At 64.2% G+C, this 25,818-nt stretch carries 26 protein-coding genes; 12 read left to right on the top strand and 14 right to left on the bottom strand.

Translation table 11 applies throughout. From position 1 onward, the window contains the following. Nucleotides 1-2: 2 nt before the first annotated feature. A complete protein-coding gene (locus NLN62_RS28955; protein ID WP_254111138.1) occupies nucleotides 3-1,196 on the bottom strand; it encodes an efflux RND transporter periplasmic adaptor subunit in 1,194 nt (397 codons plus the stop codon). A gap of 238 nt (nucleotides 1,197-1,434) precedes the next feature. Between NLN62_RS28955 and NLN62_RS28960 the strand changes: the two genes are divergently transcribed. Continuing rightward, entirely contained in the window at nucleotides 1,435-2,226 is a 792-nt protein-coding gene (locus tag NLN62_RS28960; protein ID WP_254111139.1) for a transporter substrate-binding domain-containing protein, read from the top strand. Here the strand turns inward: NLN62_RS28960 and NLN62_RS28965 are convergent. The 5 genes from NLN62_RS28965 to NLN62_RS28985 all read right to left on the bottom strand — a co-directional run bounded on the left by NLN62_RS28965 (nucleotide 2,181) and on the right by NLN62_RS28985 (nucleotide 7,415). After that, on the bottom strand, nucleotides 2,181-2,501 hold the full coding sequence (locus tag NLN62_RS28965; RefSeq protein ID WP_254111140.1) for a hypothetical protein: 321 nt from the start codon (nucleotides 2,499-2,501) through the stop codon (nucleotides 2,181-2,183). The two genes, NLN62_RS28960 and NLN62_RS28965, sit on opposite strands and share 46 nt — an antisense overlap. A 124-nt stretch (nucleotides 2,502-2,625) precedes the next feature. Next, nucleotides 2,626-3,951 (bottom strand): MFS transporter, encoded by a 1,326-nt coding sequence (locus NLN62_RS28970; protein WP_254111141.1) that lies wholly within the window; start codon nucleotides 3,949-3,951, stop codon nucleotides 2,626-2,628. 115 nt (nucleotides 3,952-4,066) lie between these two features. Further along, on the bottom strand, nucleotides 4,067-4,915 hold the full coding sequence (locus tag NLN62_RS28975) for a fumarylacetoacetate hydrolase family protein (protein ID WP_027522453.1): 849 nt from the start codon (nucleotides 4,913-4,915) through the stop codon (nucleotides 4,067-4,069). Next, nucleotides 4,912-6,516: a bifunctional 3-(3-hydroxy-phenyl)propionate/3-hydroxycinnamic acid hydroxylase gene (locus tag NLN62_RS28980; RefSeq protein ID WP_027522452.1), complete on the bottom strand. Its 1,605-nt coding sequence runs from the start codon at nucleotides 6,514-6,516 to the stop codon at nucleotides 4,912-4,914. The genes NLN62_RS28975 and NLN62_RS28980 overlap by 4 nt, the downstream gene beginning before the upstream one ends. After that, nucleotides 6,513-7,415, bottom strand: a complete 903-nt coding sequence (locus tag NLN62_RS28985; RefSeq protein ID WP_254111142.1) for a VOC family protein — start codon at nucleotides 7,413-7,415, stop codon at nucleotides 6,513-6,515. The genes NLN62_RS28980 and NLN62_RS28985 overlap by 4 nt, the downstream gene beginning before the upstream one ends. Nucleotides 7,416-7,589: 174 nt before the next feature. Here NLN62_RS28985 and NLN62_RS28990 point away from each other — a divergent pair, with 174 nt between their 5' ends. Both NLN62_RS28990 and NLN62_RS28995 read left to right on the top strand, forming a co-directional pair. Further along, nucleotides 7,590-8,288 (top strand): GntR family transcriptional regulator, encoded by a 699-nt coding sequence (locus NLN62_RS28990; protein WP_027522450.1) that lies wholly within the window; start codon nucleotides 7,590-7,592, stop codon nucleotides 8,286-8,288. Between the two features lie 20 nt (nucleotides 8,289-8,308). Continuing rightward, complete coding sequence (locus tag NLN62_RS28995; protein WP_254111143.1) at nucleotides 8,309-8,815, top strand: GNAT family N-acetyltransferase; 507 nt, start codon at nucleotides 8,309-8,311, stop codon at nucleotides 8,813-8,815. Nucleotides 8,816-8,840: 25 nt separating this feature from the next. Here NLN62_RS28995 and NLN62_RS29000 read toward each other — a convergent pair whose 3' ends face one another. Together NLN62_RS29000 and NLN62_RS29005 are read right to left on the bottom strand one after the other, a co-directional pair. Further along, complete coding sequence (locus NLN62_RS29000; protein ID WP_254111144.1) at nucleotides 8,841-10,337, bottom strand: NAD(P)/FAD-dependent oxidoreductase; 1,497 nt, start codon at nucleotides 10,335-10,337, stop codon at nucleotides 8,841-8,843. A 108-nt stretch (nucleotides 10,338-10,445) separates the two neighbouring features. Next, the gene (locus NLN62_RS29005) at nucleotides 10,446-10,895 is read right to left on the bottom strand and encodes a cupin domain-containing protein (protein ID WP_027522447.1); all 450 of its coding nucleotides are present in this window, start codon (nucleotides 10,893-10,895) and stop codon (nucleotides 10,446-10,448) included. 174 nt (nucleotides 10,896-11,069) lie between these two features. On the opposite strand from NLN62_RS29005, the gene NLN62_RS29010 reads away from it, so the two are divergent. Further along, on the top strand, nucleotides 11,070-12,095 hold the full coding sequence (locus NLN62_RS29010) for an AraC family transcriptional regulator (protein ID WP_027522446.1): 1,026 nt from the start codon (nucleotides 11,070-11,072) through the stop codon (nucleotides 12,093-12,095). 17 nt (nucleotides 12,096-12,112) lie between these two features. On the opposite strand, the gene NLN62_RS29015 is transcribed toward NLN62_RS29010, so the two are convergent. Then, a complete protein-coding gene (locus tag NLN62_RS29015; RefSeq protein WP_027522445.1) occupies nucleotides 12,113-12,493 on the bottom strand; it encodes a tautomerase family protein in 381 nt (126 codons plus the stop codon). Between the two features lie 124 nt (nucleotides 12,494-12,617). On the opposite strand from NLN62_RS29015, the gene NLN62_RS29020 reads away from it, so the two are divergent. Continuing rightward, complete coding sequence (locus NLN62_RS29020) at nucleotides 12,618-13,217, top strand: TetR/AcrR family transcriptional regulator (RefSeq protein WP_254111145.1); 600 nt, start codon at nucleotides 12,618-12,620, stop codon at nucleotides 13,215-13,217. A 17-nt stretch (nucleotides 13,218-13,234) separates the two neighbouring features. On the opposite strand, the gene NLN62_RS29025 is transcribed toward NLN62_RS29020, so the two are convergent. Next, nucleotides 13,235-13,912 (bottom strand): GNAT family N-acetyltransferase, encoded by a 678-nt coding sequence (locus tag NLN62_RS29025; RefSeq protein WP_035661985.1) that lies wholly within the window; start codon nucleotides 13,910-13,912, stop codon nucleotides 13,235-13,237. A gap of 246 nt (nucleotides 13,913-14,158) precedes the next feature. Here NLN62_RS29025 and NLN62_RS29030 point away from each other — a divergent pair, with 246 nt between their 5' ends. Continuing rightward, nucleotides 14,159-15,670 (top strand): ATP-binding protein, encoded by a 1,512-nt coding sequence (locus tag NLN62_RS29030; protein WP_027522442.1) that lies wholly within the window; start codon nucleotides 14,159-14,161, stop codon nucleotides 15,668-15,670. Nucleotides 15,671-15,694: 24 nt separating this feature from the next. Here the strand turns inward: NLN62_RS29030 and NLN62_RS29035 are convergent, their stop codons facing one another. The 3 genes from NLN62_RS29035 to NLN62_RS29045 all read right to left on the bottom strand — a co-directional run bounded on the left by NLN62_RS29035 (nucleotide 15,695) and on the right by NLN62_RS29045 (nucleotide 19,226). Next, a complete protein-coding gene (locus NLN62_RS29035; protein ID WP_156944226.1) occupies nucleotides 15,695-15,856 on the bottom strand; it encodes a hypothetical protein in 162 nt (53 codons plus the stop codon). A 2-nt stretch (nucleotides 15,857-15,858) separates the two neighbouring features. Continuing rightward, complete coding sequence (locus NLN62_RS29040; RefSeq protein WP_254111146.1) at nucleotides 15,859-17,733, bottom strand: PAS domain-containing sensor histidine kinase; 1,875 nt, start codon at nucleotides 17,731-17,733, stop codon at nucleotides 15,859-15,861. Between the two features lie 269 nt (nucleotides 17,734-18,002). Further along, complete coding sequence (locus NLN62_RS29045; protein ID WP_027522440.1) at nucleotides 18,003-19,226, bottom strand: polyhydroxyalkanoate depolymerase; 1,224 nt, start codon at nucleotides 19,224-19,226, stop codon at nucleotides 18,003-18,005. Nucleotides 19,227-19,408: 182 nt separating this feature from the next. Here NLN62_RS29045 and NLN62_RS29050 point away from each other — a divergent pair, with 182 nt between their 5' ends. Beyond that, nucleotides 19,409-20,065: a glutathione S-transferase family protein gene (locus NLN62_RS29050; protein WP_254111147.1), complete on the top strand. Its 657-nt coding sequence runs from the start codon at nucleotides 19,409-19,411 to the stop codon at nucleotides 20,063-20,065. A 245-nt stretch (nucleotides 20,066-20,310) separates the two neighbouring features. Here the strand turns inward: NLN62_RS29050 and NLN62_RS29055 are convergent, their stop codons facing one another. Continuing rightward, on the bottom strand, nucleotides 20,311-20,535 hold the full coding sequence (locus tag NLN62_RS29055; RefSeq protein ID WP_027522438.1) for a hypothetical protein: 225 nt from the start codon (nucleotides 20,533-20,535) through the stop codon (nucleotides 20,311-20,313). A gap of 185 nt (nucleotides 20,536-20,720) precedes the next feature. On the opposite strand from NLN62_RS29055, the gene NLN62_RS29060 reads away from it, so the two are divergent. From NLN62_RS29060 to NLN62_RS29080, 5 genes are all read left to right on the top strand, one after another. After that, complete coding sequence (locus tag NLN62_RS29060; RefSeq protein ID WP_254111148.1) at nucleotides 20,721-21,098, top strand: hypothetical protein; 378 nt, start codon at nucleotides 20,721-20,723, stop codon at nucleotides 21,096-21,098. A 214-nt stretch (nucleotides 21,099-21,312) separates the two neighbouring features. After that, nucleotides 21,313-22,146, top strand: coding sequence for an AraC family transcriptional regulator (locus NLN62_RS29065; protein ID WP_027522436.1), 834 nt, complete (start codon nucleotides 21,313-21,315; stop codon nucleotides 22,144-22,146). A gap of 217 nt (nucleotides 22,147-22,363) precedes the next feature. Further along, nucleotides 22,364-23,290, top strand: a complete 927-nt coding sequence (locus NLN62_RS29070) for an SMP-30/gluconolactonase/LRE family protein (protein WP_254111149.1) — start codon at nucleotides 22,364-22,366, stop codon at nucleotides 23,288-23,290. 109 nt (nucleotides 23,291-23,399) lie between these two features. Then, nucleotides 23,400-23,993: a GNAT family N-acetyltransferase gene (locus NLN62_RS29075; RefSeq protein ID WP_027522434.1), complete on the top strand. Its 594-nt coding sequence runs from the start codon at nucleotides 23,400-23,402 to the stop codon at nucleotides 23,991-23,993. 16 nt (nucleotides 23,994-24,009) lie between these two features. Then, on the top strand, nucleotides 24,010-25,656 hold the full coding sequence (locus NLN62_RS29080) for a GMC family oxidoreductase (protein ID WP_254111150.1): 1,647 nt from the start codon (nucleotides 24,010-24,012) through the stop codon (nucleotides 25,654-25,656). Nucleotides 25,657-25,818 lie beyond the last annotated feature (162 nt).

The raw sequence follows: 25,818 nt of genomic DNA on the forward strand, positions 1-25,818 counted from the left end.
TCCTACTTGGCAGACGCCTGTGGCTGCTCGATCTTCGTCACTTGCGGGTCGATCTTCTGGCCCGGAATCACCCGCAGGAGCCCGGCGATCACCACGCGGTCGTCCGGCTTCAGGCCGCTTTCGATCACGCGCAGGCCGTTGTCCACCTGGCCGATCTGCACCTTGCGCTGCTCGACCGTGTTCTCGTTGTTGACCACCAGGAGATAGCGGCCACTCTGGTCGCTGCCGAGCGCGGTGTCGGGGACGAGCAGGGCATTCTTGTCCTGGTCGAACGGCACCCGGACTCGAACGAAGTAGCCGGGCAGCAGCACCCGTTTGTCATTGGGAATGATGCCACGCACCGCGAGCGTGCCCGTCGACGAATTGAGGGTTGGCGAGACATAGTCGAGTCGGCCCTCATGGGGATAACCCGTCTCGGTCTGCAGGCCGACCTCGACCGGCAATTGCTTGAGGTCGGCGACGGTCAGCCCGCGGCGGGCCGCTTCGGCGCGGATGCGCAGGACATCCTGCTCGTTGACCGTGAAGTTCACCCAGATCGGGTCCAGCGCGACGATGGTCGCGAGCTGGGTCGGGGAGGAGACGCCGACGAGCTCGCCGATCGAGACCAGGTGCGCACTGACGATGCCGTCGAACGGTGCGCTGACCTTGGTGTAGCCGTAATTGACCTCGGCGAGCCTCGTATTGACCTGGGCCTGCTGGAGACCGGCCTGCGCGTTGTCACGGGTGGATGTCGAAGTGTCGAGAATCGATTGCGAGACTGCCTGGCGCTGCACGAGCTCGGTCTGCCGCTTGAAATCGGCTTCGGCCTGCTTGAGCGTGGCCTGCGCCCCGACCTCGGCGGCCTGCGCCTGCTCGACCTTCAGCTTGTAGGTTTCCGGCTCGATCGTGAAGAGCTGGGTGCCCTGTTTCACGAAGCTGCCGTCCTGGTAGTCGATCGTCTGCAAGAAGCCCTGCACGCGTGCGACGAGGTCGACGCTCTTGATCGGCGCAGTGTTGCCGGTGGCCTCGACATAGCGCGTCACCGCGCGCTGCACCGGCACTGCCACGTCCACCTTGGGCGGCGGCGGCGGCGCGTAGACGTTCTTCTGCTCGCAGCCCCCAAGCGCGACGACGGCCGTCATCGCAGCGAGGAGTCGCCCGATCTGTCCTGACCGTTGATCGTGCCGTGCCGGACAAGCGAGATTCGCGCGCGTCATTGCGGTGGTCCCCGTCTGTTGTATGCCTGCGGCAGGTCGCCTCGCAATTTGATAGCAACAAACGGGGAGCCGTGGAACACCATAGCCATGGCGGCGTGATGGTCTTGCACTGCGAAGAGCGGCGCGGCATGTGACAGTTTTGTCCGTGATTCTGACAAATCCACTTTTCACGGGTCGCATGATCGACCACAATTTAGGGATCGCGAATGATGGACGAGTGGACGGGGAGACTGATGCCATGCCGATCACGATCTGGCCGGCCTGCGCTGGCCTCGCGCTCGCCGCGATGATGGCGATGCCGGCGATGGCTGAGGATCTCAGGGCTGAAATTGCGCCGACCGGCAAATTGCGCGTCGCCATCGCGATCAGCCCGGCCGGCGGCGCGTTCTGGTCGACCAGGACCGAAGCAGGCTTCGCCGGCGTGCCCGTCGACCTCGGCAAGGCGATGGCGGCCGCGCTCGGCGTATCGGTCGAATATGTGGTGCACAACAATTCCGGGCAGATCACCGACACGGCCGCGAAGGGGACCTGGGACGTCACGTTCCTGCCAAAGGATCCCGAGCGCGAGACCAGGATGGCGTTCGGCCCGATCTACGAGGTCGCGGATGCGACCTATATCGTCAAGGCAGGATCGGGCGTGACCAGTTTTGCGACGCTCGACCAGCCCGGCATCAAAGTCGCCGCCGTCAACGCCACGACCACGATGCGCGGCGCGCTCGCGCATCTGAAGAATGCGAAGGTGACGGGCTATCAGACGTATGACGAGATCTTCGAGCTCCTGAAGAACGGCGACATCGACGCCTTCGCGCTATCGCGCGACCAGCTCAACAAGATGGCGCAAAAGATTCCCGGCACGCGCGTGCTGGACGAGACCTTCAAGAAGACGGTCACGGCGGTCGCCGTGCCGCTCGGTCACACCCAGGCGCTGGCATTCGTCACCAGGTTCATGACCGATGCGCTCGCCAATGGCACCTTGCGCAAGGCCTATGACGCCAACGGCCTCAAGGATGCGCCGATCCGGACGGAGTAGGACGTCCTTTCGTCGAAACGAGCGCGCCCAGATCTCGGCCAAACACGCCGCCCCAAAAAAGACTCAGCCTCGCGAGGCCACAGCGTCCACCACAACGAGGATTTCGGGATGAACGGCGCGGTCGCGATCGCGAAGGCCGCGCCGCCGGCCGACATCACGATACCTAGCAGCACATGCTTGTTGTAGGGCCGAAGCTGCAGCAGCACGAGCACCATCAGGAGGAACACGCCGCTTGCCGCGCCGCGGAGCCCGAGATCAAGCGCCGTGAACCCCATCGTCGTCACAATTCAGATTACCCCGCTCGGCTCGCAATCTCGCATCCACCGTGCGCCGGGACAATCCAAAATTGCAGGCGGCGGCAGGGCTTTCCCGGCCGCCAAGTAAGCCCTGCATCTTAGCCTACAGTGCGCGTCTTGAACTCTCCGGCGCCAGCAGGATGCCGATGAAGGCGCAGACCGCGATCGCTTCGAAATAGAGGATGACGGGGGTGAAGCTGCCGCTAGATCCCATCAGCGCCGTGCCGACCAGCGGCGCAATGCCGCCGCCGAGGATGATGCCGAGCTGCTTGCCGAGCGAGGAGCCGCTGACGCGGACCTCGGTCGGAAACAGCTCGGCGGTGAAGGCAGCTTCAGGCGCGAACATCAGCGCGTGGATGATACCGATCGAGACGACGAGGCCCATGATGAGCAGCGTCGGATCCTTGGTCGCGACCAGCTGGAAGTAGATCGGGTACCACGCTGCGGCGAGCAGGATGCCAAGCGCCATGAACGGGCGCCGGCCGAACCGATCCGAAAAGCTGGCGATCAGCGGCACCATGCACATCTCCAGCACGTTGGCGACCATGGTGCCGAAGGTGACGTTGGACTGTGCCATGCCGAGCGTCTTCACGGCATAGCCGAGCACGAACACCGTGCTCATGTACTGGAACGTGCTGTGCACCATGTTGGCGAGGCAGCCGAACAGCACCGATTTTTTCCACGACCGCAGCACGTCGAGCAGCGGCGTCTTCGGCCGCGCGGCCGACGCCTCGACCGCCTTGAATAACGTGGACTCGTCGACCTGGAGGCGGATGTAAGTGCCGAGCACCACCAGCACGAGGCTCAGCACGAAGGGCACGCGCCAGACCCATTGCGCAAAGTCCTGCGGGGTCGAGGCGAAGCCGAGCAGCGCGATGAAGCCGGACGCCAGGATCACGCCGATCGGACCCGAAGCATTGACAAAGGAGGCGAAGAAGCCGCGTCTTGCCGAGGGCGCATTCTCCAGCGTCAGCGACACCGCATTCATGTACTCACCGCCGAAGGCAAAGCCCTGGACGAAGCGCAAGGCGACGAGCGCGATCGGCGCCAGCAGCCCGATCGCGTCATAGCTCGGCAGGCAGCCGATCAGAAAGCTCGCAACCCCCATCAGCACGAAGGTGATCGTCAGCATCGCCTTGCGGCCGAGCCGGTCGCCGTAATGGCCGAACACCATGCCGCCGAGCGGGCGTGCGACGAAGCCGACCGCGAATGTCGCGTAGACCGCCAGCATGCTCGCGGTGGAATCCATCTTGGGGAAGAAGAAGCGGTCGAACACCACGGGCGCGGTGAAGGCGTAGATGAAGAAGTCGTAGTGCTCGATCACCGATCCGAGCGAGGATGCGACGACGAGCTTGCGGTACGCGGACGTGATCGGCGCCGAGTCAGCCCGGCCGGTCGCCCCAGAAATGACCTCTGAAGTGTTGCTCATGTGTCTCCCCCTCTCTTGCTTTGTATTGTCGTGATTCAGAACGCTGCCGGCCTGACGGCGAAGCAATATTGGCTTCGCCGCGGCCGTTGCAGGAAGCTCTTGTCGGACGGATCGCTCACCGCGCCTCGTCGATGATCGGATTGCGCAGGATCGCAAGCTTCTCGACCTCGACTTCGACGATGTCGCCGGGCTTCATCCAGAGCGGCGGGGTGCGTTTGGCGCCGACGCCGCCGGGTGTGCCGCTGACGATGACGTCGCCGGGCTCGAGCCGCGTGAAGGTCGAGCAATATTCGATCTGGCGCGGGATATCGAAGATCATGTGCTTGATCTGCGCTTCCTGCACCACCTGCCCGTTGAGGCGTGTGGTGAGCTTCAGCTCGGCGAGCTCGCCGAGTTCGTCCGGCGTCATCATCCACGGGCCGAACGCACCGGTGTCCGGAAAATTCTTGCCCGGCGTGAACTGGTGGGTGTGGCGCTGGAAGTCGCGGACGCTGCCGTCGTTGTAGCAGGCATAGCCGGCGACATGGCCCATCGCCTCGCTGCGGGAGATGTAGCGTCCGGCCTTGCCGATGATGACCGCAAGCTCGCCTTCGAAGTCGAGGTCGGTCGAGACGCGGGGCCGGATGATCGGCTTGAGGTGCCCGGTCTGGCTGTTGGCGTAGCGCGAGAAGATCGTTGGGTTCTCGACCTCGGCGCGGCCGGTTTCCTTCCGATGCGTCTCGTAGTTCAGGCCGACACAGAGGATCTTGTCCGGGTTGGGAATAACGGGCAGCCAGGTGAGCTTCGCAAGCGGCGTGGCGGCCGCCTTGGACTTGGCTTCGGCTACGCCGGCGAGGGTGGCGGCGAGCGCTGCCTTCAGATCGGCATAGCGTGACGCGAGTGCGGTCCCGACATCGAAAAAGTTGTCGCCCTCAACGACTCCCCAGGTCGTGCGTCCGTCGATCGCAACGGTTGCGAGTTTCATGCTGTCTTCTCCATTCTCAAATCCGGATTGTGATTGCCGTGCAGGCGTGAGCTGATGTCGCGCAGGAGGTGGTCGAGCTCGGACGCGTTGCGCGCGGTGCCGAACACGTAGTGGTCGGGCCGCACGATCGCAGCGACGATGCCGTGACGGTCGAACCAGCCGGCGAGCACGCCGTCGATCTCTTCGAGCGTGTCCGGTTTGCCGATGCCGGCCGGCGTGATGGCCGTCGCCGGCAGATCGGGATATGCGGCGCAGAGTGCGGCGAGCGAGGACGCATCGCCGCGGCGGCCATCGATGAACACGCGCAAGCCAGGACCGGTGACCTTATCGAGCAGGCGGGAAGCGCCCTCGCTCATGATGCGCGGCTGCGGAAACAGGCTGCCGCGCGCGGCGCCGTCCTGCTCCGACAGAAAGCCCGCGCGCAACGGCGGGATGATCTCCTGTCGCGTCAGCGCGAGCGGCTTGCCGCCGCCATCGGCCAAAATTTGCGCGTCGCGACGGCGCGCGGCGGCTGGATCGCGCTCGCAGATCGATTGGCCGATCGCCTTGATCTTGCCGGTCAGCTCGATGACGTGCTGCTTGCGCTCTGCAGAGTAGCTGTCGAGCATTGCGTCGGGCGAAATGCCTTTGAGCACGCGATCGAGCTTCCAGACGACGTTGGTCGCATCGCGCAGGCCCTGGCACATGCCCTGACCGATGAAAGGCGGCTGCTGATGCGCGGCGTCGCCCGCGATGATGATACGCCCGTTGCGCCAGTTGGCGGCAACCAGCGCGTGGAAGCGGTAGGACGCCGCGCGCCACAGCTCGCCATCTCCAGGCGTGAGCCAGGGCGACAGCAGTGACCAGACGTTCTCCGGCCGCTCCATCTGCCCCGGATCCTCGCCCGGCAGCAGCATGATCTCCCAGCGGCGATGGTTTTTTGGGCCGATCAAAAAGCTCACGGGCCGCGCCGGATTGCAGAACTGCGCGGAGTTTTGCGGCAGCTTTGCGAGAGGGTCTTGATTGACGCGCACGTCGACCACGAGCCAAGGCTCGTCGAAGATCAGGTCTTCGAGCGCAAGCCCTGCGATTTGCCGTACCGTGCTGGAGGCGCCATCGCAGCCCAGCACATAGCGTGCAGTCACCGTTCGCAGCTGTCCGTCGGCGTCTTTCAGCTTGGCCTCGACGCGGTCGCGCTGCACGAGATCGACCAGCTCGACGCCGAGTTCGGCGCGGACGCAAGCAAAGCTCAAAGCGTGACGGCGCAGCTCCGCCTCGACCGGCGGCTGGCTGAACACCATGCTCGGCGTATAGCCGAGCGGGTAGGGCTTTGCGACCATGTCGATCCGGCGGATCAACTGGCCGTCGGCGCCAAAATGCTCGGACGCGGTGAAGGGCTCGACGTAAGGCGCGATGGCGTCCGCAACGCCCATATTGTCGAAGTGACGAAAAATCTCGTGATCGAGCGCGATCGCGCGCGGCTTGTCGTAGATATCGGTGAGCCGGTCGATGACGAGCGTGCGGTGGCCGAGCCGGCCGAGCAGGCCGGCCGCAACCGCGCCGGTGGGTCCGAAGCCGACGACGAGCACGTCATAGTCGGGGGTGGTCGAAGCTGTCGTCATGCGCGCCGGCCCGCGTCGAAGAGCACGGAGAGCTGCGCCGTCTTGCAGGCCTCGCTCTTGGGCGGCGCGATGCCCCATTGGTCCGTGCGCCCCGGCGGCCAGACCCATTCGGCGGGTCCCTTGGCACGGTAGCTGTCGTCGACCTGCAAGACTTCGGATGTGTACTCGATGACGACGCCCGTCGGATCGACGAAATAGGCGAACACGTTGTCGCCGGGGCCGTGCCGGCCGACGCCCCAGCCGATCGGAAAGCCGTGATCGACCATTCGGCCGGAGCCGCGCATCACCGACTCCAGGTCCGGCATGAGGAAGGCGACGTGGTTGAGACCGTTGACCTTTGCTTCTGCAAGGACGACGGCGTGGTGATCGCTGTTGCAGCACAGGAACGCCATCAGCCTCGAGCGGTCCGTCAGGCGAAAGCAGAGAACTTGCTGATAGAAGCTCGAGAGCCCTTCAATATCGGCGCTGTTGATGTTGACATGCGCGAGGCGCTCGGGCCGGTCCGCGATGACGCGCGCCGTCTTGGTGCGATCGCCATGGATGAACTCCATGCAGCAGCCTTGTCCCTCGCGGATCACGAAATGCTCGCCGCCCGACGGCACCTGCGATGGGCCTGGCGGAGTGATGATCTCGCATTTTGCCTCGCGCGCGCGGACGAACAGGCGATCGAGATCCTCGCGCGATTGCACGCGAAAGCTGACCTTGCGCAGCGCGGCCTGCTCGCCTTGCGTCAGTTCGAGAACGTGGAAGTCCGCACCGGTAGCGGCGAGATACATCGTGCCGTGAGCTTCCGCGGCGAAATCGAGCCCCCACACCTTTGTGTAGAAATCGGCCGAGGCGCTTAAGCGCGGCGTCGTAATCTCGACGCTGCGCAAGGCGACAACCGGAAAATCGGACATCGGGCTTCCTCGTCAAGAGGCTCGGGCAATCCGGGATCGCGGATCGCCCACCGAACCTGTTGTTCTTGACGAACTGGTAATCTATATAAAATAGACCGTAAAGCACAAATTTATAAATTATCGCCTTTGTGCGTGCTGATGTACAAAAAACGCCGATGAATCAGTGGGACGCTCATGAGCTCTGACCTGTCGAGCCAGAAGATGGAGCAGCCGGCGACGCTGGCGACGAGCATCTATGCTCGCCTCAAGGCCGACATCCTGACCACCCGCCTCGCGCCGGGACGCAAGCTCCAGTCGCGCTTCCTGATGGAGCACTACAATGTCGGGCAGACTCCGCTCCGCGAGGCGCTCAACCGCCTGACCTCGGAGGAATTCGTCGTCGGCATGGAGCAGCGCGGCTTCTACGTGAAGCCGGTCAGCAAGGACGAGCTCCAGGAGCTGACCAAGACGCGGTGCTGGGTCGAGGGCCTGGCGTTGCGCGAGTCCATGCAGAACGCGACCCAGGCCTGGGAGGAGTCCCTCCTTGTCACGCATCACCGGCTCGACCGCACGCCGCGCTCGCTCGATCCGGAAAAATTCGAGGACAATCCGGACTGGGAGAAGGCGCACCGCGCCTTCCACGCGACGTTGATCGGGCTCTGCGGCTCGCGCCCGCTGCTCGGCTTCTGCGAGCAGCTCGCCGACCGGCTCTATCGCTACCGCATGATGTCGATCGCAAAGGCCTATCCGGTCCGCAAAGTCGGCGCCGAGCACGCGCAGATCCTTCAGGCGGTGCTCGACCGGAAGACGGAGGAGGCCGTCAAGCTGCTCCAGCGGCACTATCAGCGCACGGCCGATGTCATCTATTCGGATCTGGAGACCGTGCTGAAGTGATCTCTGGACGAGGGGATCGGATGGACATTCGCGAATTCCTGGCTGGCGATGCGGTCGCTGTGCGAGAGTTGTTCGTTCGGGTGAATCGGCTGTTGGCGCCCGCTGAGATGAAGGAGGCGTTCGAAGCCTACATCGCCCGTTCGCTGGCCGAGGAGGTTGATCGCATCGCCGACTATTACTCAGAGCGGAATGGCGGCTTCTGGGTCGCAGTCGAGGACCGGACAATTGTCGGCATGTTCGGCCTTGAGCCCGCGGGTGATGGCGCAATGGAGTTGCGCCGCATGTATGTCGACCCTGCCGTCCGACGCCGCGGGATCGCACGACGAATGCTCGACTTCGCCGAGCTGGAATGCCGGAGGCGCAAGCGGTCGAGACTGGATTTGAGCACGTCAGCGCTTCAGCGCGAAGCTCTGGCGCTCTACGAAAACGCCGGATACACGCGCGTGCGCGAAGAGATTGCCGAGGCCACAAGCTACAGGACGCTTGGCGGCGGCATTCGGCGCTATCACTTCACCAAGGCTCTCTGATCGGCCGGGCGGGAGGAGGCGGCGGTTAAGCCGCCGCTGCTCGATAATCCGGCGCCGACGCGAGATACCGCGCATAGGCGTCCGCGTCCGGTGGCAGGAAGCGCTCGGCGAGGCCACCTCGCTTCTGCTCCTTTGCGCCGATATCGGCTATCAGCTCGTCGAAATGCCGATAGTGGTAGGGCGCCACGCACAGGCCGCCATAGACGCCGGCTGCCGGGCGCTCGGCGCGCTTGAAGTGCAGCATCATCTCGATGTTGTCGCGCATCGCTTGCGCGGTCGGCTGGTTCGCGAGCTGGCCGTCGGCGTAGCGCACCAGCCAGTTGGCGGCGAGGTCGGCGCAGAGCACGGTGCAGAACGACGAGTTGAAGCCGACAAAACCCATGTCGGGCAGATCAGGGTTGGCGATCAGGCGATAGAGCCGGTACTGGCCGTCGGCGTCGACCAGTTTTGACTGATAGGCCGCAGGCAGGAACGGCACGCCGAGCTTGTAGCCGATCGCGAGCACGGCGACGTCGGCCTGGACGCGCTCGCCGCCGCTCATCACGATGGTGTTGCCCTCGTAGTGATCGAAGGTGCCGAACACGGCCTTGATGCGGCCGTCGGCGACCATCGGGTAAAAGCCCGGCGTTGCGATCGGCACCGAGCAGTTGACTCCGTCCTCGATCCGCTCCTTCGGCACCATCCTGCATTGCTTCAGCTTGAGCTGCGCCTTGAGCAGGCTCTCCAGCCCACGCCAGTTCGCCCACACCAAGGGCGCCGTGACGCGATGCGCGAGGCGCGCCAGCGCGCTCGCGTCCCAGCCTTGAAACATCTGTTCCTGGGCGCGGATGTAGAGGATGCGCTTGAAGTTGACGAGCCCGCCGATGAAGTAGGGGATGCGCCATACCGGCTCGCGGAACACGATCGTGACCTCGCGCGCGCCGGCTTTCACCGCGTTCACCGCGATGTCGGTCGCCGATTTCGAGCCGCCGAGCACGACGACGCGGCGGCCATTGGCGATCGAGGGATCATTGTATTTTGAGGAATGCAGGATCTGCCCGCCTTTCGCCTTGAAGCCATCTTCACCGGGACAGCTCAGCTCGCGCGGCTCGTTGAACTGACCGGTGCAGATCGCAACGAAATCGAAATCCTCCTTCGTCGTCGCGCCGGCCTTGTCCGACAGCGCCAGCGTCCAGCCGGGCTTGCCGTCGGCGCGCCGCTCCATGCCGGCGACCTTGGTGTTGAGGCGCAGCATGCGCTCAAGGCCGAAGCTCTTGGCGTAGTCGTTGAGATAGGCGTGCACCTGCGGTCCCGTCGGCCATTCCGGATAGGCCTCCGGCATGGCGCGGTCCGTGTAGCGATAGAGATCCTTCGGGCTCTGCGTCTGCACCTCCGGATAGGAGCGCGCCGGCTCCCAGACGCCGCCGAGATCGGCGCTGCGCTCGACGATGGTGACCTTGTGGCCGCGGGTGGAGAACGCTTTTGCGGCGGCGAGGCCGGAGACGCCGGCGCCGATCACGCAGACATGCTTGGGGCTGACCATGGGTTTGCTCGCATTTGGTGATGTTTTGGGCGCAGCAGGTCCCGTTCGGCCGCGAAGCGCGGCCGCTGGACTTGCGACGGGCGTGAATTGGACGAGGAGGCGTGCCGCCTAGTCGTTGGCCTCGGGCGGCAGAAAGTCCACCTCGTGCTGCGCCGAGATGCGCACGACCTCCGCGGGGTCGGTGAGGTTGTGTAGCATGTTGAACAGCGCTTCCAGCTTCTGCATCGGCGAGACCCAGAACATCGCGCGCGCCGGCTTGTCGGACTTGTTGAAATAACCGTGCGGGATGCCGCGCGGCATGCGCACGAGGTCGCCGGCCTTTGCCTTCGTCCACACCCCGTCAAGCTTGAGGTCGAGTACGCCTTCCTGCACCAGGATGAACTCGTCCTGGGTGGGGTGGATGTGGACCGGCACGAACTGGCCGGGCTCGCTGTTGGTCTCGAACGCGAACGTGGAGTCGCAGATGGCCTTGGGGAAATAGAGCTGCCCCAGGATGTTCCAGCTTTTGCCGCCAAAACCCGTGCCGCTTGCAGTAATGCCTTTTTCGAGTGCAGTCATGGCTCCCTCCATCAAGAGACCGGCGGGAGGGAGCATCCGCCCGGGGGATAAGGCTGTCTATCCGCTAAACGAATCTGCTGCTGTGCAGCACGACGTTTTTGCGACGCGGCTCTTTTCGGGGTCGTGGAACTATTATAGGCTTAAAACAATTTGCAACGCCAAGCGTGGTCGACGATGTCCGCAGCCGAGCTGGAAATGGGCGCGTCCGGGTCCCGGGCCGAAAGGCTCGCGGCCTTCGCCCGCGTCGCGACCACCGAGGTCGACGAAGCGGCCGACCAGATCGGACGCATCTTCTGCCCGCATCAGCTGCAACCGCTTCAGGCAAGGGCGCCCGGCTTCTACGCCCGGCACAATTGCGCGGCCTTTGACGGCTTTTCCATCAACTATGTCGCCTATGGCGGCTCGGTCACGATCGATCCCGGCTGCCTCGAGCGCTTCTTCCTGGTGCAGATTCCGCTTCACGGATCGTCGCGGATCCGCGCCGGCGCGCGCGATCTGGACACCGCACCCGCATCGACCGCCTCGCTCTTGTCGCCGACGGTGCCGACCCGCATGGTTTGGGACAACTGCGCGCAACTCATCCTGTTGCTCGACCGCCGCCTGGTTGAGCAGCGTGCCGCCGCGTTGTCGGGGCGTGCTGCCGGCACGGTGGAGTTCGATCCGGCGATCGATCTCAATGCCGAGGCAGCGCGTAGCCTCTGGTCCAGGCTCGACGAGTTGATGACGCTCGCCGAGCGCTTGGGGCCGGCCGGCCGGCTGTCCGCGATCGCCATCGCCGACTGGCGCGAGACGCTGCTCGATTGTCTCCTCAATGGCCAGCAACACGGCCTGTCCGACGCCATCCGCACCTTCTCAGGGCAGGCCGAACGGCTGCCGCGCGCGCTTCGCGCAGCACGCGACTGCCTCGCGGCGAGGGCGACCGAGCCGCTCGACCTTTCGGAGCTCGCTTGTGCCTCCGGCATCGGCATCCGCGCGCTTCAGCTTGGCTTCCGCCGGCATTTCGGCCTGTCGATTTCCGAGATGCTGCTCGACATGCGCCTTGCCGCGCTCCACGCGCGTCTGTCGCAGGGCGCGCTGGACTGCTCGATCACCGATATCGCCTTCGATCTCGGCTTCACGCATTTGAGCCGCATGGCTGGCGCGTATCGAGAAAAATTCGGCGAGACGCCCTCGGCGACGCTCAGGCGCCAGCTGAGCTGACGCGGCAGTTCATCACCTCACGCGAATTGCGCGAGACCGTGGCCGACGGACCAATTTTCTTTCGCCGCCTCGAGCACGTTGATGAACACGTTCTCCGCACCGATGCCGGGACTTTCGCCGAGCAGCTCGGCAGTCCGCTTGAACAGCGCCTTCTTCTGCTCCGCCGTGCGCGTATCGAACACGGTCACCTGGATGTAGACGACGTCGTCGCTCCGCGAGATGCCGAAGCAGGACGCGCCGTAGCGGAAATTCGCGGGCTCATGCTCCGTGATGGTCATGAACTGGTCGTCCTCGGGCACGCCGAGCGCTTCGCGCATCGCTCGGTAAAGGCTGCCGAAGATCGCCTGCCGGTAGGCGTCCGGCTTTCCCTTACGCAGCGAGATGTGAACGAGCGGCATGGTGCGATCCTCCTTGACGGAATCGGCGATCGATCCCATTAGGTTTTTGACGTGGTGTCCAAAATTAAGGCCATGTTCTTGACATCGTGTCAAATACTTTCTGCCCAAAGGTAGGGATGAACACATGAGGCCGCGCGAGTTCGACCATGACGAGGTGCTGCGCGTCGCGTTTGAGCAGTTTTGGTGCAAAGGGGTGCGTGGAACGTCGCTCTCGGACATCGCGCGCGAGGCGGCTGTCCAGCGCGGCAGCCTCTACAATGCCTTCGGCAGCAAGGAGGCGCTATTTCTTGCAGCCTATGAGCGCTATGCGGGCGAGTATCTCGGCGCCATTCAAAAGGTGCTCGGCTCGGGCAGCTTGCGAAAGCGCCTCACAGCGTTTTTCGATCTGACGATCAAAAACTTCCGGTCCGGCTCACCGCCCCGGGGATGTCCGACCACGCGTGGACTGATGGAGCTCGGCTCGGCTGAAGGCGAAGGGCTGGACGAGAATGCGCGACAGGCCTTTGCGGATCTGGTGTCCCGCATCACCGATCTCGTTCAGGGCGCCTTGTCGGAGGGCGCTGCGCGAGGCGAGTTCGACGGCGCGCCGGAGATCGCCGCCCTCCACATCGTCACCGTGACGCGTGGACTGGCCGTGCTCGAACGCGCCTTCGACGACGAAGCCCAGCTTCGCAAGATTGCCGCCCACACGATCAATCTCGTGCTCGGAAAGGAGGGCCGGTAAACGAGGCCACGTTTGGACTATCCGGCCTGCATTCCCAATGTTTTGATCTGGCGACCGGCGTCGTCAAAATTTTCATGGGAAAGCCATCGCTGCAACGCCGCTTTACGTTGAGGCCATTCGTCCTTCAGCATCGAGAACCATGCCACGTCACGCTGCCAGCCATCCACAACTGCCGCTCGTCGCCATGTTCCCTCATAGGTAAACCCAAAATTGTTGGCGGCCTTGAAGGACTTTGCGTTCTGTGCCTGACAGCGCCAAACCAAGCGCTCATAACCAAGATCATCCATCGCATGGCACATCAGCAGGAAAACTGCTTCTCGTGCTGCTCGCGTGCCCTGGAGCGGTGGCGCAAACCAAACACTCCCAATCTCGATACCGCCGTCCTCATGGTAAACGTCACACAACGAAAGCCAGCCCTGTGGCTTCTGCCCTTTCGGAATGACAACCCAGAATGGTTGGTCCGGACGGTTGGCGAGATCGGCGAGAATGCGTTGAAGCTCTTCGATATGAGAAAAGGGACCGTAGCGCAGGTAAGTGAAACTCTCCGGCGCGGCGCTAACGAAAGGCCAGAGCTCGGTTGAATGTTCCTCCAGCAATAGTTCCAAATCCACGTAGCGACCGGAACGGGATTGCTTTATCGGCAGGGGCCAGCGGGTCTTATTGATTGGCTTACCCAGGTCTCGTTCAATTGCCATTCAGCGCACCTGTCATAGCTGTCCGCGGATTCCGTTTTGCCGAGCACTGGGATGACGCATCTTCGGGGGGTGAAGCTGCGTGGGGGCGAGCCGATCGCATCTACCACGACATCACAGATGGTGCATCTGCGCTGATTGCGCTCGCAAGGCCATGTGGAATACGGAGTGATCGCCCATGCGCCGCTCGACGTCTCGCCATCAGCTTGATAAGCCCCTCCTCCGCGAAGGAAGGGCTTGAGTCGGGACATGACCGTTGCGATCGAGATGGGGCACACGACGGCTGGCGCCCCGGCGACTCTGGACCTCGAGGAACTGCTGGCGACTCGCCTTCTGGTGCAGGGCAATTCCGGCTCGGGCAAGTCGCATCTCTTGCGCCGGCTCCTGGAGCAGAGCGCGCCCTGGGTGCAGCAGGCGATTCTCGATCCCGAAGGCGACTTCGTCACGCTGGCGGAGCAGTTCGGCCACCTCGTGATCCAGGCGGAGGATCACACCGAGCGGGGCCTCCAGGTCGCCGGCGAGCGGGCGCGCATCCATCGCGTTTCCACCGTGCTCAATCTCGAAGGACTGGATGCCGAGAACCAGATGCGGCGCGCCGCCGCCTTCCTCGGCGGTATGTTCGACGTCGAGCGGGACCACTGGTACCCGATGCTTGTGGTGGTGGATGAGGCGCAGCTGTTCGCGCCGGCGGTTGCTGGCGAAGTGTCGGACGAGGCGCGAAAGCTCTCGCTCGGCGCCATGACCAACCTGATGTGTCGTGGCCGCAAGCGCGGGCTCGCCGGGGTGATCGCAACGCAGCGGCTGGCAAAGCTCGCCAAGAATGTCGCGGCCGAAGCCTCCAATTTCCTCATGGGCCGCACCTTCCTCGACATCGACATGGCGCGCGCCGCCGATCTGTTGGGGATGGAGCGGCGACAGGCCGATGCGTTCCGGGACCTGGAGCGTGGACAGTTCATGGCGCTCGGCCCGGCGCTCTCGCGCCGTCCGCTCGGCCTGCGCATTGGCGCGACCGAGACGAAGCCGCGCAACGCGACCCCGCGGCTCCTGCCGCTGCCGGAAGCGACGCTCGAGGACGCCCGCGCCATCATCCTCGCCGCCCCGCCGCCCGAGGCGAACAGGCCGCAGCGCCGGCCGGCGCCGGACCTGCTCGGCCAGCTCATGGCGGCAAAGTCGGCGGCGCCGGAGATCCGCCCTGAAACGCTGGAGCAGCAGCCAAGCGCCGAGGAGCTGGCGGAACGGCGCGAGCGCCTGGACCGCATCCTGCGCGCCATTCTGGCCGAACCCGATGCCGGCTTCCGCGCCATCGGCGTGCTCTATCAGGAGTTCGTGGTCCGCTGCCGCATCGAAGGCCTCGGTTCGGCCGCGCCTGACTTGAGCGAATTCCGCCGCATGCTGACGCGCGCCCGCGCCGGCCTTGGGACCGATATCGCGGAGGACGACGGCTGGCAGGACGTTACGCTGCGTGCCTCGATCCTGCCGGAGGACATGCAGGGCGTCTTCATGATGATCGCCCGCGCGGCGAAGCAAGGTTGGCCATGCCCGGGCGATGCCGCGATCGCACGCGCCTACGGCTCGCACTCGCTGCGCCGCGCGCAGCGTCTTCTCACCTATATCGAGGAGCAGGGCCTGATCGTCTGCCAGCTCGACGGTGCGGGGCGGAGAATCGTAACGCTGGTCGAGCTCGCCTGGGCGACGGCGCCGGGCGATCCCAATGCCGACGAGTTGCCCGCGGAGCAGGATTGCAGCAGCGCATCGCTGTGATGCGATGATCAGGCCGGCACGTTGCTAGGGCTTGACCGTATCCGACGTCCATTGCGCGTGGCAGATCCGGCCTTCGCAGACGACACGGCAGGCCTCATCCATCGCGCAGCCGACATAGAACCACACGAAATACGACACGATCACGATGAAGGCGACCCACAGCGTGGCCTTGGTCTGTCGATCCATGCTCAGTCCCGTGTTCTGTCATCGGACGCCTGCTTGCGCAGGAAGCGATCGCGCTCCGCCTCGACGGAATAGGGCGTGGGGATAGGATCGCCGACGGAATCCACGGCCGTGTCGAGGCAGCGGCGCAGCATGCGCGCGAGCTCAGCCTTGCGGTAGGGTTTTGTCAGAAGGGGCGTGCCTTGCCCCGCGCGCCCTTGCGCGTAGAGCGGATCGTAGGCATGGCCTGAGGTGAATAGCACCCGCAAGGACGGCCGCGAGGCCACCATCTGTTCGGCGAGCTGCCATCCGTTCATGTTGCCGGCCATCACGATGTCGGTGAACAGCAGGTCGAATTGCGCACCTCCGGCTGCGATCGCGAGCGCCTCGGCAGCATTGGCGGCGGCAATGACCTTGTAGCCCAGGTTCTCGAGCTGGACCGTGACGTAGTTGCGGACGTCGCGGTCGTCCTCGACGCAGAGGATGGTCTCGTGACCGCCCGGCACCTTGCGCGCGTCCTCGCCCGCCGGGCGCCGCGCGCGCGTGTCGGCCTTGGGCAGGTAGATTTTGAACGTGGTGCCGCGGCCTTCCTCGGAAGCGACCTTGATACTGCCGCCGGACTGTTTGGCAAAGCCGAACACCATGCTGAGCCCGAGCCCCGTTCCCTTGCCAACCTCCTTGGTCGAGAAGAACGGATCGAAGATCCGGTCGAGGATGGACTGCGGAATGCCGGTGCCGGTATCGGTGACCTCGATCTCGACATAGTCGCCGGCATAGCCGACGCCGATCGTTACGGCTTCGCGAACGCCGAGCACGACGTTGCGCGTTCTCAGCGTGAGCTTGCCCCCCGCGGGCATCGCGTCGCGAGCATTGATCGCGAGGTTGAGCAGCGCCGAGCTGAGCTGTCCGCGGTCGACGAGCGCAGGCCAGATCGCACGATCGAGACTGGTAATGATCTCGATCTGCTTGTCGAACGTCGCCCGCAGGAGTCGGGTGGCCTCTTCGAGCAGGTCATTGACGTCGATCTCGGTCGGCTGCAGCGCCTGCTTCCTTGCGAAGGAGAGCAGGCTCGAGGTCAGCGCTGCGCCGCGGTCGGCCGCCTCGCTGATCAGCTTGGTGATGGTCGAAAGGTGCGGGCTGTCCTTCACGGCATCGGCGAGGATCTCGATCGTCCCCGTGATGACGGTGAGCATGTTGTTGAACTCGTGCGCGATGCCGCCGGTGAGCTGGCCGACCGCCTCAATCTTCTGGGCCTGGATGAGCTGCTCCTCGGCAACGCGCTGCTGGGTGACGTCCCTTGCAAAGGTGTTGACGATGGTGCGGTCGCCGAGACGCAAGCCCGTGCTCGACGCCTCGATCAGGATCTCGTCGCCGCCCTTGTGGACCATGACCGCTTCGAAGCGCATACCGATCGGGGTTTCCGACAATTCGCTCAGGCGTCGCTTCATGCGCTGCCGGAAGGCGGCGCGGAGCGGCCCTGGCACCACCAGCTCGACGATGTCGGCGCCGACCGCCTCGGTTCGCGTCCATCCCGACAGCGCCTCGGCCTGAGGGCTCCAGGTGACGACAACACCGTCTTCATCGGTCTGCACGAAGGCGTCGAGCGCGGTCCGGATCACCGCCTGCGTTTGCCGCGCGCTGTCCGCAAGCGCCCGTCGTGCCTCCGCCTGATCCGCGTCCAGCGCCGCGGTGCGCTTGGTCTGCGATCTCTCGATCACGCGTGCGCAGCCCAGCGCGAGCAGCGGGGCAACGAGGCTGCTTGCCAACAGGGCGAGGAGTTGAGCCGTGCCGAACGCATGCGCGCTCGCGGTACCGGTCATGACGCCGGACGCAAGCAGGGCAACCGCTGTCACCGCGGCCTGCGCGACCATCGCGAGGATCAGAAGCCCCCTGAGTCTCATGCTCTCATACCCAAGACTTCTGCCGCAAAAGCGGACGGACGCCGGCCGCTCTCCTGACGTGCTCGCGGGCCAAATTGAGCGACAGACTCCGCTTCCGGCCATTGCCGGTCAATTTTCGAGCGGGCCAAGTGGTGGACTTTCCCCAGAAAGGAACATTCCCGTCGGGATTGTAGCGCAGATGCAGCGCAACGTAATCCAGGGACGCACGGCCGACGCCGATGTCCCGGACTGCGTTTCGCGCCGTCCGGGTCAGGAGGAGCGCAACCGGTTCAGGAGTTCACGTGCACGAAATCCCGCAAGAGCGGATAGATCTCGCTATTCCAGCGCTTGCCCGAGAACACGCCGTAATGGCCGACGCCGGCCTGCATGTGATGGACGCGGCGGTAGGCGCGCACACCGGTGCAGAGATCTTGTGCTGCGAGCGTCTGGCCGATCGAGCAGATGTCGTCCTTCTCGCCCTCGACCGTCATCAGGCCCATGCGGCTGACCGCCTTCGGGTTCACCATCCGCCCGCGATAAGTCAGCTTGCCGAGCGGCAGCAGATGCTCCTGGAAGACGTCGCGGACGGTCTCGATGTAGAACTCTGCGGGCAGGTCCATCACCGCGAAATATTCGTCGTAGAATGTCTTGATGGTCGCCGCCTTCTCCTTCTCGCCCTTGGCGATGTGATTGGCGAGGTCGAGATGCTGCTTGATGTGGCGCTCGAGATTCATCGAGACGAAGGCGGTTAGCTGCACGAAGCCCGGATAGACTTTGCGCAACGCGCCGCGGCACTGCACTGGCACGTAGTTGATCAGATTGCGCTCGAACCAGGTGATCGGCTTGCTCTTGGCGAACTCGTTGACCTTGGTCGGCGCTACACGCGTGTCGATCGGGCCGGCCATCAGCGTCAGCGTCGCCGGGCGGGAAGGGTGGTTGTCTTCGCACATGATCGCGGCGGCCGCGAGGGCGGAAACCGACGGCTGGCAGATCGCGACCATATGCGGGCGCGGGCCGAGCTGAGCGAGGAAGTCGATGAGGTGCTCGGTGTAGTCGTCGAGGCCAAAGCGGCCTTCGCTGCGCGGGATGTCGCGCGGGTTGTGCCAGTCGGTGATGTAGACGTCGTGGTCCTGGAGCAGCGTCTTCACGGTGCCGCGCAGGAGCGTGGCGAAATGGCCGGACATCGGCGCCACCAGCAGCATGCGCGGCTGCTCGGGGCCATCGTCCTTTTTGAAATGAAGCAGCGAGCCGAAAGGCGTGGCGTAGGCGATCTCCTCCCGGACGCCGACCTCGCGATTTCCCACCATCACGCTGTCGATGCCATAGGCCGGGCGGTCATAGGTGATGGTGGAGCGCGAGATCAGCTCGAGCGCGGCCGAGAGGCGGCCGACCACGGCACCCGACATCCCCTGCGGCACCAGGTTGAGATATTTCAGGGCAGACGAAGCCCCGGCCCGCCATGGCTCGGTCAGATCCATGTGGTTCTGAAAGGCCTGATAATACATCGACATCATTACTGAAACGCCCACCCTGACCCCAGGCCACTATGCAATATCGACGCCAGATTCGAGTCAATTCGCCCTGAAAACTGGCATGTCGCTTGCTGTGGAATACGGGGAAGCACAAACGGTGGGCACCTGCACCGCGCAAAACGGGACGGCGGCGTCAAGGAATTCAGGCGCGAAGGAAGGGCCATATGGCGAAGGCGACACTGACCATCAGCAGCAAGAACTACTCGTCCTGGTCGCTGCGTGGCTGGCTTTTGACGAAATTCTCAAAGCTCGATTTCGAGGAGATCGTCACCGCGCCGGACGACCCGTCCGCGCGCGCCGAGATCCTGCTTTTGTCCTCCTCGATCCTGGTGCCGTGCCTGCGGCACGAGGGCGCCACCATCTGGGATACGCTGTCGATCGGCGAGTATCTCAACGAGATCATGCCGGACGCCGGGCTGTTGCCGGCCGACCGCATCCAGCGTGCCCATTGCCGCTCGATCTGTGGTGAAATCCATTCCGGCTTCACGACGCTGCGCGCCTCGCTGCCCGTGAACCTGAAGGGCCATTTCCCCGGCTTCAAGATCTGGTCGCGGGCGCAGGCCGACATCGATCGCGTCTGGGCGATCTGGCGCGACTGCCTGGAAAAGTCCGGTGGTCCGTTCCTGTTCGGCGAGAAGCGCACCATGGCGGATGCGATGTACGCGCCCGTCGTGACTCGTTTTGTGACTTATGACGTCAAGCTCGAGCCGCAGCTCAAGGCGTATGCCGATACCATCATGGGCATGGACGAGATGCAGGAATGGATCGCGGCCGCCAGGGCGGAGCCGGCGGAGATCGAGGAGCTCGAGGTCGAATATTAGGCAGCCTTGCGGTGAGGTTGCCCGTTTGCACGGCGCTATTAACCTTTGCCGCCGGTCGCGGGGCTTTGCCCGCGCGCGCCTTTTCTTGATCTGGTACGTCGACGCCATGTCGCGCCGACATCTAGCGGTGAACAGGTCGACAACGGAGCCCGGCGGCTGATTCGGACGCGATTCGTTCGGTCAGCGTTCCGTACCTTAAAATCCGGCCAGGCTCCGTCGCATTTTGGGACAGGTCGGCCTGTTTCTTACACGGCACCCGTCTGTTTCAGTCGCGGCAGGCGCCAACCGATCACGGTCGCCTCGACGGCGATGCCTGCTTCATGGTTTTGCCAGCGCCCGCCGACGTAGCGGCAGGCAAAGGGCAGCGTGTAGGTTCCACTATGGTCTTCGCAAAGCACTTCGACCGGCATCCCCGACGGTGGTTCTCCCTCGCCATTGAATTCGGCCAGACGTCTTTCGCGCGTTGCCATCCTAAATAATCTCCCCTCAAAAAAGAACGCGAGCAAAGCCGCCCCACTCTCCGCGTCCGTCGTTAGTCCTCCATGTCGAGGAACTCCCAAGCTCAACGCGAGAATGCGGTGCCAGTATGGTATCGTCACGGGCGTGCGCGCCGTCTGCGCAATTTGCCGTGATCGACGTTTCATGAGGAACCTGCATGCCGGGCCGGAATGCTTCGCTATGTGTCGCGATTTTGCTGCTCGTGACGATGTCGATGGAACACACTCGCGCGCAGGATGTTCCCGGCATCGAGATATGCACGGTCGAGAAGACCTGGGAGCGGCGGACGAGCTGCCTGCAAAGCAACGTCGACTTTCTTCAGAAGACGATGACCAAGCTCACCCTCGATCATCAGCAGAAGATCGATGCCGCCAATCGCCAGATCGACGCGTTGAAAGCGACGGTGGCAGGTTTGCAGAAGACGCTCGGCGATCTCCAGGCCGCGCAGTCGAAGACGGCGGAGGATCTGAAGAAAAAGCAGGACGCGCCAGCGGCGAAGGACGCTATGCCGGCAGCGAAGGACCCGTCGAAATGAACACGCTCGTGTCCCGGACGCGGCGCGGCACGCAGTGATGCGACGCAGAGCCGGGATCCAGTGCCGCGGTAACGCTGGTGGAGAGATGGACCCCGGTTCAGCAGCGCATCACTGACGTGCTGCGCTGCGCCCGGGGCACGAGAGCAACGTCGATCAAGTGAAGTCTCGACCGATTGCGTAAAACGGTGTCGCTTCGAATGAGGGCCGTAAGTTCATGAACCCAGCCCAGCGCGCACTCTGGTTCATCGAAAGCCATCTCGCCGAGCCGCTCACGCTCGACGAGATCGCGGAGATCGGCGGCGTGTCGCGCTTCCACATGGTGCGCGCGTTTGCGGCAGCGACCGGCTTTCCGGTGATGCGCTACGTGCGGGCGCGGCGGCTTACGGAAGCCGCTCGCGCGCTGGCGCGCGGCGCGCCGGACATTTTATCGTTGGCGCTGGAAGCGGACTACGGCTCCCACGAAGCCTTCACCCGCGCGTTCCGCGACCATTTCGGCGTGACACCCGAAGCGGTCAGGGCGGCGACGTGCGTCAAACACCTCAAGCTTCAGGAGCCGATCCTCATGGACTCCACCATGCTCGACAATCTCGCACCGCCCCGTTTCGAAACCGCAAAGGCGTTTCTCGTCGCAGGCCCTGCTGAGCGCATCTCCTGCGACAATAGCGCCGCCATTCCGGGCCTGTGGCATCGCTTCCACCAGGAGGTGGCGGACATTCCCGCGCGCATTGGCGACGTGGCGTACGGTGTCTGCTGCAACGGCGACGATGCCGGCAATTTCGACTATATCGCCGGCGTCGAGGTCGCCGATTTCTCCGACCTGCCGCGGCGCTTCGGTCGCATCCGCATTCCCGAGCAACGCTATGCGGTGTTCACTCACACCGATCACGTCGCCTCGATCCGCCGCACCGTCAACACGATCTGGAATCAGTGGCTGCCGGCCTCGGGACTGAAGGCGGCGGACGCGCCGAACTTCGAACGTTATGACGAAAAGTTCGATCCCAAGACCGGCCATGGCGGCTTCGAGATCTGGGTGCCGGTGAAGGAGTAGCATGATCCGGAAAAGTGCGCAGCGGTTTTCCGAAAAGATCATGCTCAAACAACAATCTAAGGCGCGATGACCACTTGTCGCGCCTTAGCGGCGCAACGCTGGCATACCCGGCCGCTTGCTTGGCAAGCGGGAGCGACTTTGCCATAACCGCGTGCAAATCTTGCCTGCGGGGCCGACATCTCCCGTGCAAGCCATAACAAGCCGCCGGGAGGCCAAAATGTCCGACGTCCGCGTTCTCGCCACCGACCTCGAGTTTCCGGAAGGGCCGGTGGTGATGCCGGACGGCTCGGTCGTGCTGGTGGAGATCCGTGGGGCACGGCTCACGCGTGTTTATCCCGACGGACGGAAAGAGATCGTCGCGAAAATTCCCGGCGGGCCGAACGGCGCGGCGCTCGGCCCTGACGGCAAGATCTACATCTGCAACAATGGCGGCTTCTCCTGGATCCCGACTGGCAAGATGATCATGCCGGGGGCGCAGCCCGATGATTATCTGGGTGGTTCGATCCAGCGCGTCGACCTGCAATCGGGCAAGGTCGAGACGGTCGTGACCAAGTGCGGCGAGCATGACTTGCGCGGTCCCAACGATCTCGTCTTCGACCGGCATGGCGGCCTGTGGTTCTCCGACCTCGGAAAGCGTCGAGCGCGCGACATGGATGTCGGCGGGATGTACTATCTCAAGCCTGGCATGAGCGAGATCGTCGAGGTCGTGCATGGCGTGCTGCCGGCGAACGGCATCGGGCTGTCTCCGGACGAAAACACCGTCTATATCGCGGAAACGCCAACCGCGCGGCTCTGGGCCTACGAGTTGTCCGCGCCCGGCACGCTGAAGCCGCGCGAGGTGATCTATCGCGGCGAGCGCGGCAAGCCGATCGCGGGGCTTGGCGGCTACCAGATGTTCGACTCGCTCGCGGTCGAGGCGAACGGTAATGTCTGTGTCGCGACCCTCGTCTCCGGCTGCATCTCGGTGATCGCACCGGATGGCAAGCTGGTCGAGCAGGTCCCGACCGGCGACCGCGTCACAACAAACATCGCTTTCGGCGGCCCTGAGCTCAAGACCGCCTATGTCACGCTGTCCGGCAAGGGCGAGCTGATCGCCATGGACTGGCCGCGCGGCGGACTGCCGTTGAATTTTTTGAATAAGTGAGACAAGTCGTCATTGCGAGCGAAGCGAAGCAATCCAGAAATCCATCCGCGGAGACAGTCTGGATTGCTTCGTCGCTTCGCTCCTCGCAATGACGAAGGAGAAATTATCAATGCCCTGGCCTGATCCCATCACCCTCCGTGGCGAGCATGCGCGGCTGGAGCCGCTGTCGCATCAGCATCGCGACGCCCTGGTGGAGGCCGTCAAGGACGGCCAGCTCGACAAGCTCTGGTACACCGCGATCCCCGCGCCCGAGAACATGGCCAAGGAGATCGACCGCCGCCTCGGCTTGCAGGCCGCTGGCTCCATGGTGCCGTTCACGGTATTCGATGCCGATGGCAGGATCGTTGGCCAGACCACTTACATGAACATCGATGCGACCAACCGCCGAGTCGAGATCGGTTCGACCTGGTACGCCAAGAGCGCGCAGCGCGGCCCCCTCAACACGCAGTGCAAGCTGCTGCTCCTGACCCATGCCTTCGAGCAGCTGAACTGCATTGCGGTGGAATTCCGCACCCATTTCTTCAATCACCAGAGCCGGCGTGCCATCGAGCGGCTCGGCGCCAAGCAGGACGGCATCTTGCGCAGCCACCAGGTGGCGCCGAACGGCACGCTGCGCGATACCGTGGTCTACAGCATCACCGCCGCCGAATGGCCGACAGTGAAGGCGCATTTGACATATCAACTCAACGACAGGCCGCGCTGAGGCGGTTCGAGGCAAGATGGATAGATTTGATTATGTGATCGTGGGCGCAGGCTCCGCGGGCTGCGTGCTCGCCAACCGGCTCAGCGAGGATCCGAGCACGACCGTGTGCGTGCTCGAGGCGGGCCCGAGCGACTGGCATCCCTACATCCATCTGCCGGCGGGCTTCATCAAGACCTTCCACATGAAGAGCATCAACTGGGCGTACCAGCAGGAGGTAGGGCCCTGGACCGGCGGGCGCAGCATCTACGCGCCGCGCGGCAAGACGCTTGGCGGCTCGTCCTCGATCAACGGCCACATCTATAACCGCGGCCAGAACCTCGACTTCGACACCTGGGCGCAGATGGGCAATCGCGGCTGGAGCTATGCCGACGTGCTGCCGTATTTCAAGCGGCTGGAGAAGCGGGTCGGCGAGGGCGAGACGCTCTATCGCGGGCGCGATGGCAGCCTCACCGTCACCACGATGGAGTGGCGCGATCCGCTTTGCGAGGCCTTCATGGAAGGCGCAGTCTCGCTCGGCATTCCGCGCAACCCGGACTACAACGGCAAGACCCAGGAGGGTGTGTCATATTGCCAGCGCACCATCGACAACGGCCTGCGCGTCTCCGGCTCGACCGCTTTCCTCAGGCCCGCGATGAAACGGCCAAACTTGCATGTGCATACCCATGCGCACGCCACCGAGATCGTCTTCGAGGGCAAGCGCGCGGTCGGTGTGCGCTACATGAAGGGCGGCCGCGGCGGCTCGCCAGTCGAGGTGCGCGCCAACAAGGAAGTGATCCTCGCCGGCGGCGCCTATAATTCACCTCAGCTGCTCCAGCTCTCCGGCGTCGGCTCGCCCGATCTGTTGCAATCGCACGGCATCGCGGTGCGCCACGCGCTCCCTGTCGGCGAAGGCTTGCAGGACCATTACGCGCCGCGCACAGTGGCGCGGGTCAAAGACATCAAGACCATCAACGAGCTTCGCCGCGGCTGGCATCTCTGGGTCGAGGCGCTGAAATGGGCGACTGCGCGACGCGGCCTGCTGTCGCTGTCGCCGACCATGGTCTATTGCTTCTGGTATTCGGGCGAGAGCCCGGATCGCTCGGACCTCCAGCTCACCTTCACGCCGGCCAGCTATAAGGAGGGCGTGCAGGGCCAGCTCGAGGACGAGCCCGGCATGACGGTCGCGTCCTGGCAGCAGCGTCCCGAAAGCCGCGGCTATGTGCGCATCCGCTCCAATGATCCGTTTGCACCACCGATCATCCAGACCAACTACCTCGACGCCGAGCTCGATCGCCGCGTCATCGTCGGCGGCATGAAGCTCGCGCGGAGGCTTTTGAAGTCGGCGCCGCTGTCGCCCTATTACGCCTACGAGGATTTCCCCGGACCCAACGTCAACACCGACGACGAATTCTTGCACGCCGCCACCGAGCGCGGCACCACCACCTTCCACCCCGGCTGCAGCTGCCGCATGGGCCCAGCCGAGTCCACCTGGGCCGTGGTCGATGACCAGCTCCGCGTCCACGGCCTGCAGGGCCTGCGCGTCGTCGACGCCTCGGTGATGCCGCGCATGATCTCGGCGAACCTCAACGCCTCAACGATGATGATCGCCGACCGCGCGTCGGACCTGATCCGCGGCAAGCAGCCGATGGAAGCGGCTAACGTGCCCGAGACGGCGGTGGCGTGAAGGCGCCACTTCGTAGGGCGGGTTAGCGAAGCGTAATCCACCACGTCTGGCGACGCGTAGACAAAGAGGCGGGTTACGCCTTCGGCTAACCCACCCGATCGATCTACCATCTACGCTTTGAGCTGCGCGTAACCCGCGATGGCTGCGGTATCAACGTCCGGT

This window comes from Bradyrhizobium sp. CCGUVB23, assembly GCF_024199885.1.
Lineage (GTDB): Bacteria > Pseudomonadota > Alphaproteobacteria > Rhizobiales > Xanthobacteraceae > Bradyrhizobium.